At 57.7% G+C, this 15,166-nt stretch carries 15 protein-coding genes and 1 tRNA gene; 8 read left to right on the forward strand and 8 right to left on the reverse strand.

Features of this window, described 5'->3' with window-relative positions; all coding sequences use genetic code 11:
- Positions 1-155 precede the first annotated feature (155 nt).
- Positions 156-713 (forward strand): fasciclin domain-containing protein, encoded by a 558-nt coding sequence (locus ACFFP0_RS13945; RefSeq protein ID WP_377261653.1) that lies wholly within the window; start codon positions 156-158, stop codon positions 711-713.
- Between the two features lie 76 nt (positions 714-789).
- Here ACFFP0_RS13945 and yihA read toward each other — a convergent pair whose 3' ends face one another.
- From yihA to rpmH, 4 genes are all read right to left on the reverse strand, one after another.
- Positions 790-1,443 (reverse strand): ribosome biogenesis GTP-binding protein YihA/YsxC, encoded by a 654-nt coding sequence (gene yihA / locus ACFFP0_RS13950; protein ID WP_377261655.1) that lies wholly within the window; start codon positions 1,441-1,443, stop codon positions 790-792.
- A 119-nt stretch (positions 1,444-1,562) separates the two neighbouring features.
- Entirely contained in the window at positions 1,563-3,362 is a 1,800-nt protein-coding gene (gene yidC / locus ACFFP0_RS13955; protein WP_377261658.1) for a membrane protein insertase YidC, read from the reverse strand.
- On the reverse strand, positions 3,362-3,754 hold the full coding sequence (gene rnpA / locus ACFFP0_RS13960) for a ribonuclease P protein component (protein WP_377261661.1): 393 nt from the start codon (positions 3,752-3,754) through the stop codon (positions 3,362-3,364). Before rnpA ends, yidC begins: the two co-directional genes overlap by 1 nt.
- 27 nt (positions 3,755-3,781) lie before the next feature.
- Positions 3,782-3,916, reverse strand: coding sequence for a 50S ribosomal protein L34 (rpmH, locus tag ACFFP0_RS13965; RefSeq protein ID WP_081953029.1), 135 nt, complete (start codon positions 3,914-3,916; stop codon positions 3,782-3,784).
- A gap of 509 nt (positions 3,917-4,425) precedes the next feature.
- On the opposite strand from rpmH, the gene ACFFP0_RS13970 reads away from it, so the two are divergent.
- The 4 genes from ACFFP0_RS13970 (at position 4,426) to ACFFP0_RS13985 (ending at position 9,409) form a co-directional block, all read left to right on the forward strand.
- Entirely contained in the window at positions 4,426-6,459 is a 2,034-nt protein-coding gene (locus tag ACFFP0_RS13970) for a HAMP domain-containing methyl-accepting chemotaxis protein (RefSeq protein WP_377261665.1), read from the forward strand.
- 235 nt (positions 6,460-6,694) lie between these two features.
- The gene (locus tag ACFFP0_RS13975; protein ID WP_377262334.1) at positions 6,695-8,125 is read left to right on the forward strand and encodes an ATP-binding protein; all 1,431 of its coding nucleotides are present in this window, start codon (positions 6,695-6,697) and stop codon (positions 8,123-8,125) included.
- Between the two features lie 138 nt (positions 8,126-8,263).
- Positions 8,264-8,340, forward strand: a tRNA-Arg gene (locus tag ACFFP0_RS13980).
- A 178-nt stretch (positions 8,341-8,518) separates the two neighbouring features.
- On the forward strand, positions 8,519-9,409 hold the full coding sequence (locus tag ACFFP0_RS13985) for a DUF5677 domain-containing protein (RefSeq protein WP_377261668.1): 891 nt from the start codon (positions 8,519-8,521) through the stop codon (positions 9,407-9,409).
- On the opposite strand, the gene ACFFP0_RS13990 is transcribed toward ACFFP0_RS13985, so the two are convergent.
- Positions 9,406-10,425: an O-methyltransferase gene (locus tag ACFFP0_RS13990; protein WP_377261671.1), complete on the reverse strand. Its 1,020-nt coding sequence runs from the start codon at positions 10,423-10,425 to the stop codon at positions 9,406-9,408. The two genes, ACFFP0_RS13985 and ACFFP0_RS13990, sit on opposite strands and share 4 nt — an antisense overlap.
- Positions 10,422-11,861 (reverse strand): ATP-binding protein, encoded by a 1,440-nt coding sequence (locus ACFFP0_RS13995; protein WP_377261673.1) that lies wholly within the window; start codon positions 11,859-11,861, stop codon positions 10,422-10,424. Before ACFFP0_RS13995 ends, ACFFP0_RS13990 begins: the two co-directional genes overlap by 4 nt.
- An 88-nt stretch (positions 11,862-11,949) precedes the next feature.
- Between ACFFP0_RS13995 and ACFFP0_RS14000 the strand changes: the two genes are divergently transcribed.
- Positions 11,950-13,041 carry a DNA cytosine methyltransferase gene (locus tag ACFFP0_RS14000; protein WP_377261675.1) on the forward strand — a complete coding sequence of 364 codons (1,092 nt, stop codon included), beginning with the start codon at positions 11,950-11,952 and terminating at the stop codon, positions 13,039-13,041.
- Positions 13,042-13,048: 7 nt separating this feature from the next.
- Positions 13,049-13,465 carry a very short patch repair endonuclease gene (locus tag ACFFP0_RS14005; RefSeq protein WP_377261677.1) on the forward strand — a complete coding sequence of 139 codons (417 nt, stop codon included), beginning with the start codon at positions 13,049-13,051 and terminating at the stop codon, positions 13,463-13,465.
- A gap of 1 nt (position 13,466) precedes the next feature.
- Here the strand turns inward: ACFFP0_RS14005 and ACFFP0_RS14010 are convergent, their stop codons facing one another.
- Positions 13,467-13,748, reverse strand: a complete 282-nt coding sequence (locus tag ACFFP0_RS14010) for a hypothetical protein (RefSeq protein WP_377261679.1) — start codon at positions 13,746-13,748, stop codon at positions 13,467-13,469.
- A 127-nt stretch (positions 13,749-13,875) separates the two neighbouring features.
- Here ACFFP0_RS14010 and ACFFP0_RS14015 point away from each other — a divergent pair, with 127 nt between their 5' ends.
- Entirely contained in the window at positions 13,876-14,208 is a 333-nt protein-coding gene (locus tag ACFFP0_RS14015) for a helix-turn-helix domain-containing protein (RefSeq protein WP_377261681.1), read from the forward strand.
- 78 nt (positions 14,209-14,286) lie between these two features.
- Here ACFFP0_RS14015 and ACFFP0_RS14020 read toward each other — a convergent pair whose 3' ends face one another.
- Positions 14,287-15,054, reverse strand: coding sequence for a hypothetical protein (locus ACFFP0_RS14020; protein WP_377261683.1), 768 nt, complete (start codon positions 15,052-15,054; stop codon positions 14,287-14,289).
- Between the last annotated feature and the right edge of the window lie 112 nt (positions 15,055-15,166).

Here is a 15,166-nt window from a genome sequence, read left to right on the forward strand (position 1 = left end):
TGTGATTTTTTCCGCCGGCTTCCGGGGCCGGCTGAAACTCTTTTCGCCCGCTTTCCGTCCCTTGTGATGTTCCCGCAGACGGTGGGACGCCCATGCCTCTGGCGGCGCATCCGCGTCCGGGGCCTTCGAACATCCGAGAGAAAGAGGAAAGTACCATGTCGAAATCCGCAATTCGTGTCATCGCCCTCGCAGCCGCTCTGCCGGCCATTGCCGTAACCGCCTACGCCGCCAATCCCAAGGTCGGCGGCGCGCCCATGTACGAAACCAGGAATATCGTCGAAAACGCCGTGAACTCCAAGGATCACACGACCCTCGTCGCCGCCGTCAAGGCCGCCGGCCTGGTCGGGACGCTTGAGGGCAAAGGCCCGTTCACGGTGTTCGCTCCCACCAACGAAGCGTTCTCGGCCCTGCCGAAGGGCGCCGTCGACGATCTTCTGAAGCCGGAAAACAAGGCGCAGCTCACCAAGGTGCTGACCTGCCATGTGGTGGCCGCGAACGCGCTCTCCACCGCCATCGGGAAGATGATCAAGGACGACAAGGGCGCCCATGACGTCAAGACGGTCGGCGGCTGCGTTCTCAAGGCCAGGGAAAGCATGGGCAAGATCACGCTGACCGACGAGAACGGCAATGTCGCGCATGTGACGATTGCCGATGTCCGGCAGTCGAACGGCGTCATCCATGTCGTGGACAAGGTCTTGCTGCCGAAGATGTGAAGCGGTCGCAGGCCGCTTCGGCACATGGAAAAGCCGGTCGCCTTTTCGGAAGGCGGCCGGCTTTGCATTCACGGTCTCAAGGCTGGCCGACGGTTTCGGCGATCGCCTGGCGCAGTTCCTCAAGACCCCGACCCTTCTCGGACGAGGTGGAAAGGACGAGGGGATAGGCGGCGGGCCGCTTGCGGATCTTCTCCGTCGTTTCCGCCATCAGCTTGGGGACGGCCGGTTCCTTGATCTTGTCGGTCTTGGTCAGCACGATCTGATAGGAGACGGCCGCCTTGTCGAGCAGGCCCAGGACCTCCTCGTCGTTCTTCTTGATGCCGTGTCGGCTGTCGATCAGCACATAGACGCGCTTCAAGGTCGCCCGTCCGCGCAGATAATCGAAGACGAGTTTCGTCCAGGCGTCGACCTGCTCCTTCGGGGCCTGCGCATAGCCGTAACCCGGCATGTCGACCAGCGCCATGGGGGGCAGGTCGGCGCCTTCGCCCGAATAGCCGTCCGGCACGAAGTAATTGAGCTCCTGCGTGCGGCCCGGCGTGTTGGACGTGCGGGCAAGTCCCTTCTGGCCGACCAGCGCGTTGATCAGCGACGACTTGCCGACATTCGAACGGCCGGCAAATGCCACTTCCAGCGGGCCTTCCGGCGGCAGGAATTTCATCGAAGGCACGCCGCGGATGAAAATCCAGGGGCGGCCGAAAAGCGGTTTTTCGTCCGTCATGTCTGCCGGCATCGATATCCTCTTCGTCTGGAAGGGCACGGCTTCACGGTTTTGGTCGCCAATGTCAAGCTTTGCGGCCTTTCCAGGGGTTCCGGAAAAGAAAAGCCCCGCCGAAGCGGGGCCGGTATCTGCTATTTCGATGCCGCCGGTTTTCGTCGGAAGAGGCCCTTCAGATTGTCGAAGAGCTCGATCTTGGCGCCGTGGCGTTTCATGATGACCGCCTGCTGGGTGATCGACAGCGTGTTGTTCCAGGCCCAGTAGATCACCAAGCCGGCCGGGAAGGATGCCAGCATGAAGGTGAAGATGAGCGGCATCCAGGTGAAGATCATCGCCTGGGTCGGGTCCGGCGGGGTCGGGTTCATGCGCATCTGCAGGAACATCGTAACGCCCATGACGAGCGGCCAGACGCCGATCAGCAGGAAATGCGGCACGTCGTAGGGAAGCAGGCCGAACAGGTTGAAGAGCGAGGTCGGGTCCGGGGCGGAGAGGTCCTGAATCCAGCCGAAGAAGGGGGCATGCCGCATCTCGATGGTCACGTAGATGACCTTGTAGAGCGCGAAGAAGACCGGAATCTGCAGGAGCACCGGCCAGCAACCGGCGATCGGATTGATCTTCTCCTCCTTGTAGAGCTGCATCATCGCCTGCTGCATGCCCATGCGGTCGTCGCCGAACTTCTGCTTCAGCTCCTCCATTTTGGGCTGCACGCGCTTCATGTTGGCCATCGAAGCATATTGCTTGCTGGCGAGCGGGAAGAAGATGGCCTTGACCACCACGGTCGTCAGCAGGATCGCGACGCCGAAATTGCCGACATGACGGAAGAAGAAGTCCATCAGCTGGAACATCGGCTTGGTGATGAAGTAGAACCAGCCCCAGTCGATCAGGCGGTTGAACTGCGGGACCGAATAATCGGTCTCGTAGCGCGAGATCAGCGGCACTTCCTTCGCGCCCGCGAAGACCAGGTTCTTGAGCTCGGTCGACTGTCCGGGCTGGACCGTCAGGTCGTCGCCCTTGTAGTCGGCCTGGTAGCTCGTCTGGCCGCCGCTGAAATGCGAGAAGCGCGCGACATAGGGAAGCGTCTGGGGCGGAACGATCGTCGCGGCCCAGTATTTGTCGGTGATGCCGAGCCAGCCCGTCGTGGCCTTCTCGTTGGTATACTGCTCTTTCTCGATATTGGCGTAGGTGTGCTCGTTGAGGCTGCCGCTTTCGCCCATCACGCCGATGAAGCCCTCGTGGATGACCCAGATGGCGGGCGTCGCCGGCTTGTTGTTGCGGATGACGCGGCCGTAAGGCGTCAGCGTCACCGGGGAAGCCGTCTTGTTGTCGATCTTGTCGGCGACCGTCAGCATGTAGTGGTCGTCGATCGTGATCGTGCGGGTGAAGGTCACGCCCTTGTCGTTGGTGAAGGTGAGCGTCACCGGCGTCTGCTGGGTCAGCTTGTCGCCGCCTGCAACCGTCCACTGCGTGCCGGTGCCGGGCACCGCGCCGATGGAATCGTTGGGGATGTAACCGATCTCGGTGAAATAGCCGTCCTTCGCGTCGGACGGCGAGAAGAGCGTGATGATCGGGCTGCTGTCGTCCACGGTCTCGTGATATTCACGCAGCTTCAGGTCATCGAAACGGGCGCCGGTCAGGTTGATGGAGCCGATGACGGCCGGCGTTTCGATCTGGATGCGCTGCGATCTGGCAAGCGCCTGCTCGCGGGTGACGGTCGTCTGGGCCGGGTTTGCGCCCGGCAGGTTTCCCGTGGGCGTGCTCTGGGCGCCGGGGTTTTCGGGAGAAGTGGTCTGAGCGGTCTGACCCTGGAGGGCGCGGCGGGCCTCTTCGGCACGCTGCTGCGCTTCCATCCTCGGGTTCATGTAGAGGAACTGCCAGGCAAGGACGATCACGACAGAGAGCGCGATCGCGATGAAGTAGTTACGGTTTTTTTCCATCATGCTTTCCTGGAACGGGTCTCCTCGGACCGCTTCGGTTTCGGCCTGCTTTCAATGCGCTCGATGAGCTGAGCCGTCATATCAGCGAAGGGAGCCGTCAGCACCTCCCGCCGCGCGACAATCACATAGTCGTGTCCGTTCTTCATTGCAAATCCGGCAGATTGCCTCACGGCTTCCTTCAGCCGCCGGCGCATGCGGTTGCGTTCCACCGCGTTGCCATGCTTCTTGGTGACGGTAAAGCCGACACGCGGCGCCTCGTCCGTTGCATTTCGGTCCAGCACTTCCAGAAGGAAAGTGCGACCCCGGCGGCTTTCGCCCTGCCGGACAGCGAGAAACTGCGGCCGGCTCTTCAGCCGCCCGACAGTCTTCTTGTTCTTCGTTTCAATCGTCATCGCCCGGTTGTCTCGGGCATCCCGGCCTTAGGCCGAGAGACGCTTGCGGCCACGGGCGCGGCGTGCGGAAAGAACCTTGCGACCACCCTTGGTGGCCATGCGGGCGCGGAATCCGTGGCGGCGCTTGCGAACAAGCTTGGACGGTTGGTAGGTACGCTTCATTTATTTAATACCGCGGTGTGCGGCCCTTCTTGGATTTTGCCCCCTTGTGAAAAGAGGAGCAAGAGCGTTTCGGAAAAAACGATCCGCGCAGGCGGCTGCATGCGTGCAAGTCCGCCGGAGCTGAACGTGGGCGGCTTATAAGAGGACTTTCAAGGAAAAGTCAATTGCTCGGCGGCCGTTGTTCGGTGGGGCACGCCGTGTCCGGGCGGAGCGAACGATAAAACCCGAACGGATTGGTTAAAGATCCTGACGATCATGCGCGGAACGGTGGCGCATGTAAAAAGAGGGATAAAAATCCGGAAGCCGGTTGAGATGGCCGGGTTTCTTCCAAAAATTTTTGTCTTGTGTGCTTCGGTTGACAAAATCTACTTCGGAATGCCTCGCGCCCCGGTTGGTTTCGCTCAAACATTATTAATTTCTGACTGCTAATTTCGGCTTGTCGGCACGGAAACCCGCGCATTTACCTCGCCATCCGGCCGTGCTGCCGTGTATTCGTAGAGGGACTTGCAGTGAAGATCAGAGCAAAAATCAATCTCCTCGTCGGCTTGATGAGCCTTGTGGCCTGTATCATTGGCGGTCTTTCGCTTTTTGCTGTCGAAAAATATCACGATCAGGCGCAGGAATATGCCGAAGTCGCCGACCGGGCGTACAAGGGCGAGCATCTGAACAGGCTTGTCACCGCCGTCGTCATGGATGCCCGCGGCATCTATGCTGCCAAGGATTCCGCCGCCGCCAAGCAGTTCGGGGACGGGATAGCCAAGTCGCTCGACGACATGGACAGGCTGCTTGCCGAATGGCAGCCGAAAGTGCCCGCCGGGCAGAGGGAGATATTCGACAAGCTGGTCGCGCGCTCCAGGGAATTCAAGGCGTTCCGGACCGAAACCGCGCGTCTCAGCCAGGCGGAGGGGCCGCAGGCCGCCAACGCCCAGGGCAACAACGAGGCAAACCGCGCGAACCGCAAGGCTTACCAGGCGGAAATCGATGCCGTGGTGAAGATGGACCAGGCAGAGCTCGACAACCTGAGCGCCGGCATGGAAGCCTTCGGAAGCATGGTGTTCTACAGCGTGCTGGCCGCGACCCTTGTCGGTGTCGCCGGAGGCATGGCGTTCGGGCTTTATCTCGGCCGCAAGCAACTCAGCCAGCCGATCCTCAATCTGACCTCGTCGATGAAACTGCTGGCGGATGGCGATTACAATGCGGCGGTGCCTTCCGCCGGCCGCAAGGACGAGATCGGCGACATGGCGGCCGCCGTCGAGGTCTTCAAACGGAATGGCATGGAAGTCGCCCGCATGAATGCGTCGGAATCAGCCCTGCGCGCCAAGAGCGACGACCTGCAGGCGCGCATGTCGGCAGTCGTGGCTGCTGCGGTCGAAGGCGACTTCAGCCGCCGGATCGACAGGCAATGGGGCGAGGAGAGCCTCGATCACTTCGCCCGGAATGTCGATCAGCTGCTTGGAAGCGTCGATGCTGGCATTTCGGAGACGTGCCGGGTCGTGAAGAGCCTTGCGGACGGCGATCTCGCCGACAGCATGAACGGCAATTTCAAGGGCGCCTTCGCGGACCTGCAGCGGGACGTGAACAGCACCATGGAAAAGCTGCGCGCGACGATGCGCAATGTCCGTGTTGCCACGGGCTCCATCAACGGCAGCGCGGCGGAGCTCAGCAACGCCACCAACGATCTTTCCAAGCGCACCGAGCAGCAGGCCGCGGCGCTCGAGCAGACCTCGGCCGCGCTCAACGAGATCACCGACGTGGTGCGCACCTCCACCCAGCGGGCTCAGGAAGCGACGGCCATGGTCGGCGAAGCCAAGCAGAGCGCCGTGCAGTCGGGCGAAGTCGTCCGCAATGCCGTCGAGGCCATGGGCCGCATCGAGCAGGCGTCCCGCGAGATCGCCCAGATCACCAACGTCATCGACGAAATCGCCTTCCAGACCAATCTCCTCGCGCTCAATGCCGGTGTCGAGGCCGCGCGCGCGGGCGAGGCTGGCAAGGGGTTTGCCGTCGTGGCGCAGGAGGTTCGCGAGCTTGCGCAACGGTCGGCAAGCGCAGCGAAGGATATCAAGGCCCTGATCAGCAAGTCGGGCGAGGAGGTCGCCGGCGGGGTGGAACTCGTCCAGAAGACCGGCGAGGCCCTTTCCGAAATCGAGGCGCGGGTCCTGCGGATCAACGACCATATCCATTCGATCGCAGTTGCCTCGGGCGAGCAGGCCACCGGCCTTGCGGAAGTCAATACGGCCGTCAACCAGATGGACCAGGTGACGCAGCAGAATGCCGCCATGGTGGAGGAGACGTCCGCCGCGACGCAGAAGCTTTCCTCGGAGGCCGACAGCCTCTTTGTCCTCGTATCCCAGTTCAATATCGGCGATGAGGCGCAAACGACGACCGCGGGCGCCAGGACGTCCCGGCCGATGGTGGCGGCACCGGGCCATCGCCCCCGTTTCTCTCCCGTCAAGGCGATGACCGGCGCCATCTCGCGCGCCTTCGGAGGCGGTGCGGCCGCCGCCGCGGCGCCGGCATCGGCGGCGGATTGGGAAGAATTCTGATCCGCCCGTTCGGTCGGACAGGGAAGCGGGGACGGGAGACCGTCCCCGTTCTCTTTTTGCACCGCGGCAAAGGGGCTGGTAAATTGGGGCCGAAGCTATAAAATAACCCGATGTCCCCGGCTGGCCGATATCCGTGCCGCCGGGGCCGAATTCGGGAATGGAGACCTGCATGGACGACGAGGTTCACACCTCGGGACGCTCGGGGGCCTCGCCGGGTGGCGCAGGTCCGGAGCCGATGCCGCGCCTTTTCCGCGGCCTTTCCGGCAGGCTTCTCTGGCTCACCGTCATCTTCGTCATGCTGGCCGAAGTCCTGATTTTCGTGCCTTCCATCGCCAGCATGCGCATGAACTGGCTGCGCGACCGGCTGGATACGGCGGCGGCGGCGGGCATCGTCATCGACGGCCTGCAGCCGGCCGAGCTTCCCCGCGCGGTGCAGGACGACACGCTGCTTGCGACCGGTACCAAGGTCATCGCGCTGCGGAAGGACGGCACGTCGCGGCTGCTTGCCGCGACCGATATGCCGCCGCAGGTGGACCAGGTCTTCGATCTCGCCAACGTGCCGATGCTTTCATCCATGTGCGATGCGCTCGACACGCTGGTATTCGGCGGTGGCCGCGTGATGCGCGTCTATGGGCCGATCGGCGAAAGCGACATGATCATCGAACTTGTGATGACCGACAACGCTCTTCGCAAGGACATGCTCAAATATTCCAAGATGATGTTCCTGCTGTCGCTGCTGATCTCGCTCATCACGGCGGTGCTGATCTTCCTCGCCATCAACCGCATGATGATCATGCCGATCCGCCGGCTGACGCACAGCATGCAGGTTTTCTCCGAGCAGCCGGAAGATCCCTCCCGCGTCTTCTCGCCCGATCGCTCGCGCGGCGAGCTTGCGGTTGCCGGACGTCACCTGACGGCGATGCAGGCGCAGCTGCAGCGCACCCTCAAGCAGCAGAAGAACCTCGCCGATCTCGGCCTTGCCGTTTCGAAGATCAACCACGACATGCGCAACATCCTGGCGTCGGCGCAGCTGATGTCCGACCGCCTGACGGATGTCGACGATCCCATGGTGCGGAGTTTCGCGCCGAAACTGCTGCGGACGATCGACCGCGCCGTGGGCTACACGAGCGAAGTGCTGGCCTATGGCCAGGCGTCCGAAGCCGCGCCGCGCCGCAGGCGCATCCGTCTCGCGGATCTTTGCCAGGAAGTGCGCGATATCCTTGCCATCGATCCGGATGCCGGTGTCGAGTTCCTGGAGCAGGTCGCCGACGATCTGGAGGTGGACGGCGACAGCGAGCAGCTTTTCCGGATCATCCATAATCTGTGCCGCAACGCCTTGCAGGCGCTCACCACCTTCGACCCCGACGATGCCTCCATGGTCCGCCGGATCACGGTTTCGGCGCATCGGGTCGGAAGCGTCGTGGGCATCACGATCGACGATACCGGCCCCGGCATGCCGCGCAAGGCACGCGAGAATCTGTTCTCGGCCTTCCGCGGCTCGGCGCGTTCCGGGGGCACCGGCCTTGGCCTGGTGATCGCCCGCGAACTGGTCCTGGCGCATGGCGGCACGATCGCGCTTGTGGAAAAACCCGGTCCCGGAACGCAGTTCAGGATCGAGATTCCCGACCGCCCGGTCTCCCTGGAGGATTACCGGGCCCGGGCCTGATGCAAAAAATGTTGCTTCTCAACGGCTTGAGCGAGAAGTGACAGTAAAATGACGTGTCCTTCGGTAAAATCGCTTGCAATCCTTCGCAGCACCCAGTAGAGGATCGCCACGCAAGCGGTGAACGCACTGCTTGCCCACGCACCCGTAGCTCAGCTGGATAGAGCACCAGACTACGAATCTGGGGGTCAGGAGTTCGAATCTCTTCGGGTGCGCCATTTTTCTTAACGAAATCATATCCTTATAAGGCCATTTTTTCTGGGCGTCCGTCTTCGTTCCGGTGAGTACCGAATAAACACCGGATCATCGGCTTATAGCTTCCTGCAATCGAACGATTTAATGTCGGCAATCGCCTCTAAGGCGAACCGGTTATCGCTGCTTTCAGGGACTTCAGAGATGTCTGACGAATCGCCGTTGAGGATTCTGCAGGAGGCCAGCTTACAGGCCCATGCCGTTATCAGGGACGAGATTGCAGGTCTCTTCGAACGCTACGGAGAAACGACCCCCGACGTTACCCCGACATTAAAACAGCTCTTTTGGTACCTATCGGCCAGAAACCAGGCCGTCACCTTTCTCGTAAGCTGGGGCTACTCTTGGGATGCCGAGATCATATTGAGATCCTTCTACGAGACCGCCGCAAAGATATTGTTCATATGTTTTGCCGAGGACGAAGATAAGCCGGGGCTGATGGACGAATTCTGGAACAAGCTTGGCTCGATAAACGACAGACGAAGAGCGAGAAAGGCTGAGTTTTCGGTTCAAATGAAAGAGGAAGACGATGTCTCCAGCTCCATATTCGAAGCCTTGAGCGATGAGCGCCTTTTCGATCTCGACGCCAAGGGAAACAAAGCCGAGCGAAAGCGATTGGAGCAGAAATGGTCCTTCTCCGAGATTATCGAAGCGCTCGACGGCCGGGTGGTCGGCGGCAAGCCGCTCGTTGGTATGAAGAGCGTTCTTCACATCTATGGCGTCTGCAGCCATCTCGCTCACGCAGATAGCGCGGCTATGGATCTGATGGCTGATCGAGCATTGCGCCCTAAAGACGAATTGCTGCTACTTGAAGCTGGCCACATCTCGAGGATATTAAGCGACCAGGTCAGCTTGACATGGTTCTGTGCAGAAGCATTGCGCCGGCACTTCAAAGGTGAGTTTTCCGACACGGAGAAATTCTATGCTGCTTTTCAAAAGACGGCGGAGCTGAGTGAGCCGTTGCAAGCTGCGTTCAACGAAAGTCAGCGTGAGTTTTATGAGAGGATACTGCGTAAGCAGCAGGAGGTCGGCGCTTAGATCTCCGCTGCCATAAGCGTCGGATAGAACCGATAATACTTTTTATAGCTATCTAAAAACTCTTCGACTGCGACGCCGGCAGCGGATTTGAAACCCACCTCAGAAATCATTTCTTGATGGGTTTTGCTCACGATACCTCGTTCAAAAAACAATCTTTCTCGTAATGTAAGAGCAGGTACTACCAAGCGGTGGATATCCTCCCACCCGTTTGATGAGAAAGGCCAAGAGGCTAAGTCTATGTTCTCAAGAAGCTGTTGACGTTTTTCTCGGGCGATGATGATTCCCGTGATCGAGAGCATTTGTTCGCCGTCCGCGTATCTGATTATCGACAAGGGGCAAAATTCGTTCTTACCCGATACCGGCAGTGCTTTCAGTGCTGCGCCGGCGAATGATAAAGAGATAGTCCTCGCAAGGCCCTCGGGCGTCATGTCGTTTGGAGAGGCCGATGATGGAAGGAATTCGCCGATGCGGCTTTTCAAATTGTTGAATTGCGTTTGCATCTTCTCTGAAGCAAGTGGCGGTTTGGCTCCAGGAGCTTGCGGGTCGGAAAAGTCATTGGCATGGGCATTCACGGTAACACGCACAATATCGCCGGGCGCCAGCTTATTCAAAAGAGATTCGAATTCTCTGATCTGATGGCCAAGCTGGCGAGGGTTCGTATAGTCAAGCCAAATGATTGCACCGTTAGCATCGGCAAATCCGCATTCGGAGAGAATATTGTCGAAATCGCTAATAAGGTCGGTGGACTTTTTGGTCATGCACCGGCATGTTTCAACTGGCCGATTAAAGTTCTGTCTTAGGACGACCTCATCGTCCATGTCGAAAGCTATCAACCGAGTGACGCCAAGAAGTCGGTGTACAAGCTTGTGGTCTTCGAGCGGATATGCGCCCATGCTTGCGTAAACGAAATCCTTGAGAGGGCTCCACCTTTCAATTCGGTTTAGCAAGTCAAGAAACAATCTCCGGTCAACGGCTTTGTGCGGGCGGAGGTGGTACGGGATGGAAGCGCCACTCATTTTTTCGAACCGTTGAGGTTTTTTAGAGTGTCGTTAAAAGCTGCCTCACCAACTTGGCCTGGCTTAACCTTTTCGTCGGCAAAAAAGTGAGCGGACAAAGTTGCTACGTCGTCCTTTAGGGCAACAAAACTAACTCTTACACTAGTCTTCTCTTGCTTCGGCTCAGGATATTTTGGTTCGTACTTCTTTATTCCCTCGCTCTTTCTGCTGCTCGCCATGCTTAAATTTGCTGGTAGAGCTCGAAGGGATGGCAAATCAACATAAGTGCTTGATCTGTATATTGTTTCTAGTTCTTGCGGGAACTTCTTCCATTTATTCGTAAACGCAGTAAGGCTTTTGGTTGCATCTCGCATCAGATCCTTAGCTTCCGAGTAAACGTTAGAAGCCGCATCGATGCCGCGTTTTGTGGTGGTAAGCGGAAGTTTTTTCGGATCTTTTGACTTGAGCAGGACTATGCCCGTTATAGCAATAAATTGGCCGTGGTAGTTTGGAACAGATGCCTCGCCCCAGCCGGTTAGACGCGATTTATCTTTCCATATTACTACCCGATCATTGCACGCAACTGTCCAGCCCGCGTCATCACTGCTTCCCCTTGTTTCTTCCTCGCTATCTGCCTCGTCTTCAGTAAGAAGATTTCTATAAAGACCCGCATATATCTCAACTTCGACGTCATCGATCGTTCCAACGTATACGTATGGTTCGATCTTTTTTCCGTCCCCTTCAGCGGGAGCGGTATTTAGGAGTTGGAATTTTTCTCCGGCTATCGGCGCGATGCCCGCGTCCATTTCCGCCTTTGATCCGATGCGTACCGAAAAACCTTTGGCAATTATTAATGAATAATGCTGAGCGACGACTTTCCGAAAGTCGTCAATCCACATTCTATTAGCAAAGGCGGAACTTACGTCCGCATTCAATTTGAAAATTTCTATACATGTACCTTTGTTCGGAATCTTTTCGTCGGACAGCTCGTACATGGGAAGTGGGTCCCATTTGTCGTCTTGCATCCATTCAGGGGAGAACTCGACAATGAAACCGGTGTCGTTGCGCGACTCCACCAAGGCCTCCGTGCCTAGTTTGAAGATCGCGCGCTTCATTCCAATGCCATACATGCCGACAGTCGCAGTTTGGTCTCCGCCGGTCGCCTCGGGAGGGCGTCCCATTGCGAATGCATACTTCTTGGCGACTTCGATTGGAATGCCACCGCAATTGTCCGCAATCGTAAAATGATCTGGTTCTAAAATGATTTTGGCCTCAAAGCCGGCATAAGGTTGGCTTGATGCAGCGTTCTGAGAGTCCGATCGGATTATTCCGTCGACACAATTGTCCAAAAGGTCCAAGATGGCATCTTGAAGTTCGATGTCGCGAGTGAGCATCGTGACGAAGAAGGCTTTTGTTGGTGAGGCAACCGCCTTGCCGATCTCGATGTTTGCTGCCATTTTTTCCCCTTCCGGCGAACTTCCGTTCGACGGGACTTGACAAATAAGATATGGTCCCCCTCGCTATCTTTAGGGGAGATATCTATTCGTGCAAGTGCGACCAAGGGTTTTAGATCTTTTTTGTGGCTGCGGGGGGTTTTCCCTCGGTGCCGAAAATGCCGGCTTGGTACCGCAGCTTGCAATCGACGTAGATCCCATTCTTACATCCTCCTTTTCAGTTAATCACAAAAATACGAAACTTCATCTTTCAGATATTTCAAGCATCGAAGCCAGCGATATTGAAAGAGAGATAGGCGGCAATGTTGACGGGATATTTGGCGGCCCGCCATGTCAGGGTTTTAGCTCAATCGGTCTTCGTAAAGCCGATGACCCGCGACGACTACTTTTAGGCCATTTCTTTCGTTTGGTCTCGGAACTAAAGCCGGCGTTCTTCGTGATGGAGAATGTCAGAGGCATAGGCTATGCAGATGCGCGACATGTATTGGATGAAGCGCTTGAGTTGGTCAGAGGGAAATACGAACTGATCGAGCCAGTTGTTCTGGACGCTTCGGATTTTGGGGCGGCTACAAAACGTCCTCGCCTTTTCGTAATTGGTTTTGATCGTGATCGTGTCGATCCGCTTACACGCGAGGATATCCTGGCTGCGAAAAAGCCGGCTGTAAATGTCGCGGACGCGATATCAGACCTAATCGGATCGTTGTCGGTAGGTGAGGAAGATGGGTACGATACGTGGCAGTACAGTGCCTCGGAGCCGATGAGCGAATACGCCAAAAAGCTTCGATCTCCTAAAGGCCGGTTTACCGGCCATAAGTTGACCGTCCACACTGACGCGGTAGTTGAAAGATTTCGATCTCTTTCTCAGGGCGGTGTCGATCCCGTTGGGCGTCACCATCGTCTCAATTGGGCCGGTCAATGCCCGACGCTCCGAGCGGGGACCGGCAGTGACAAAGGCTCTTTTCAATCGGTGCGGCCCATTCATCCCGAGGAGGCGAGGGTCATCACGGTCCGAGAAGCTGCGCGCCTTCAAGGCTTCCCAGATTGGTTTCGTTTCCATCCGACTGTCTGGCACAGCTTTAGGATGATAGGAAATAGCGTTTCGCCGATAATCTCCGAAGCCATATTTTCGCTAATTGCTCAACGTATGGATAGCGGCTGGTCCTCAAGGATAGCTGCGGAGTAGACGGGAAGTGGTTGATCGATTGACGCCTGAACGGCGTTCATGGCTTATGTCGCGGGTCGGGGGAAAGAATACGACTCCTGAAATCCGTGTTCGCAAAGTGGCTCATTCGATGGGCCTGCGGTTTCGGCTTCACAGGTCAGATCTTCCCGGAAAGCCTGACATTGTCCTTCCAAAGAGAAGGACGGTGGTATTTGTGCATGGCTGCTTTTGGCACCGCCATCCAGGATGCAAGAAGGCTTCAACTCCGAGTACTCGAAGCGAATACTGGCAGGCAAAATTCCGTGCCAATCAAGAGCGCGATACTCGCGTAGCAAATGAGTTGGAAGATCTTGGTTGGCGGGTCGCCACCATCTGGGAATGCGAAACCAAAAATGATGACGCCTTACGCAGAGCTGTAGAAAAAGCGGTGTTTGGACCAGCGTAGGCTATCGCTTTGACAGCGAAATCAGTTTTCTTACCCGACGCCACTTACCCTGTTCGAAATTGTTTGAACGATACCAAGCTGCGTGCTCCTCGATGGCTGCCGCTTCTTCCGGATCGTTGTGGCGGCTGATCAAGTCGGCGGCCATCCTTTCGATTTCCGCCTTCGGAACAAGCATCGGCCGAATGGTGCCGTCGATGAATACACACCCAAAGGCCAGAATGATCGGGGATAACCCGATCACAATGAACGACCATTTCAGAATAAGCAGCACGATATCCCACATGCAAAATCCGTAATGAGGCAGAGGATTTTCAATAATAGGAATCTTTATATCGCATTCTTCCAAATAGGAACTATTAGTTCCTCAAAAATGGATTTGCGACCTCCGAAGACAGTTCCGGAGGTGCAATTTGGAACTCAAGCGGGAATTCGGAATCAACGTTCGCCATCACAGGCGTGCAGCGGGCATGACCCAGGAGCGGCTTGCCGAATTGGTCGAAGTGTCGATCAAGACGATAGGCAAGATCGAACGGGGTGTAGCCGCACCTTCATTCGATACGGTCGAAAAGATCGCAGCGGCTCTCGACCTGCCGCCTCCAGCGCTGTTTGGTTCCGGGGAGCGCGTGCAGCCGAAAGGTGAGCGAGGTAAAATGCTCGCTCACATTCAGGGAGCTTTGGCAGACATGAATGATGAGCAGATAGCAAGGGTAGCGAAGATGATCGACGCGTTTATCGGTCGATAGACCGTCTGGCCCACTTACCGCCGCCACGCCGGCCGCCGAGCGCTTCGGCTGCCCTTTCTGGACGCTGTCTCGACCGGATCACCGAAAAGCTTCAGGCTGTCCTTTCGTTGCCTGCTCGATCTGTCCTTCAAGATTGTCGAGGTCTGCCCCAATCGCCGTTTCCGAGCGCTTGCGGAGCGCAAGCCGGACGCTTCGCCCAGGATTGGACTGGCCTCTCTCGAAAGCTGTATCGGCATGGACAGCCTCAATGGCGAGGCGTTCGATTTCGAGGAAAGCCTGGTTGACCTTTCGATAATCTTCGCCGGTGAGATGGTCCGCGAGTTCCTGCGGCGAGAACCGGCGCTGGTCGGCTGCCATAGCGAATGCGCGGACGCAGACTGCCGCGCCGAGTTCGCGATCCTTAGTTGATGCAGAGAGCGCAGCCAACGAGGCCAGCTCTGCCGGTCCCGAACTCTCCGTCTGATAGGTGAGGCGGCTGCGGCGTTCGCTGCCGATATTGTCGCGCATCAGGAGCTGCATGGCGCTCTGGTAATGCGGCTTCACCGGCTCGACTTCGGCGCTAATTTGATTGATTGATTGGATGTATGCGCGCCGCGTGTCGGCGGTCTGCCGCTTGAGGTCGGCGCGCAGGCCGTTCGTGACGCGTGTCACGAGTTGTAAGCGCGCGGCGGCGGGAAGATCGGCGAGGGACTGCGTGAACTCCGTACGCCGCAGGTCCACTCGCTTTTCAAGCGAATCGAGAAGCTTGATCTGCTGCTCGCGAAATTCTCTGGCGCGGCGTAGGCAGTCGAGAATATCCGTCACGGACTTCCACTGGCTGGCAAGCGCTATCTTGGTTACGGCCATGTTCGTCATCCTTTGCTTGATTGCATCACGCATCGGCAAAGAATGAGAATGGCCCGGCACAACCGGCTATCGTCATCGCCCATGCGATAAGGCTCGCCCATTGGCAAACCTG

Source organism: Neorhizobium puerariae (genome assembly GCF_042429745.1).
Lineage (GTDB): Bacteria > Pseudomonadota > Alphaproteobacteria > Rhizobiales > Rhizobiaceae > Neorhizobium > Neorhizobium puerariae.

Bases quoted from the DNA above. Each gene is read 5' to 3' on its own strand.
- ACFFP0_RS13945 (WP_377261653.1), top strand. From the start codon at position 156: ATGTCGAAATCCGCAATTCGTGTCATCGCCCTCGCAGCCGCTCTGCCG.
- yihA (WP_377261655.1), bottom strand. From the start codon at position 1,443: ATGCCGGCAGACATGACGGACGAAAAACCGCTTTTCGGCCGCCCCTGG.
- yidC (WP_377261658.1), bottom strand. From the start codon at position 3,362: ATGGAAAAAAACCGTAACTACTTCATCGCGATCGCGCTCTCTGTCGTG.
- rnpA (WP_377261661.1), bottom strand. From the start codon at position 3,754: ATGACGATTGAAACGAAGAACAAGAAGACTGTCGGGCGGCTGAAGAGC.
- rpmH (WP_081953029.1), bottom strand. From the start codon at position 3,916: ATGAAGCGTACCTACCAACCGTCCAAGCTTGTTCGCAAGCGCCGCCAC.
- ACFFP0_RS13975 (WP_377262334.1), top strand. From the start codon at position 6,695: ATGCCGCGCCTTTTCCGCGGCCTTTCCGGCAGGCTTCTCTGGCTCACC.
- ACFFP0_RS13985 (WP_377261668.1), top strand. From the start codon at position 8,519: ATGTCTGACGAATCGCCGTTGAGGATTCTGCAGGAGGCCAGCTTACAG.
- ACFFP0_RS13990 (WP_377261671.1), bottom strand. From the start codon at position 10,425: ATGAGTGGCGCTTCCATCCCGTACCACCTCCGCCCGCACAAAGCCGTT.
- ACFFP0_RS13995 (WP_377261673.1), bottom strand. From the start codon at position 11,861: ATGGCAGCAAACATCGAGATCGGCAAGGCGGTTGCCTCACCAACAAAA.
- ACFFP0_RS14010 (WP_377261679.1), bottom strand. From the start codon at position 13,748: ATGTGGGATATCGTGCTGCTTATTCTGAAATGGTCGTTCATTGTGATC.
- ACFFP0_RS14020 (WP_377261683.1), bottom strand. From the start codon at position 15,054: ATGGCCGTAACCAAGATAGCGCTTGCCAGCCAGTGGAAGTCCGTGACG.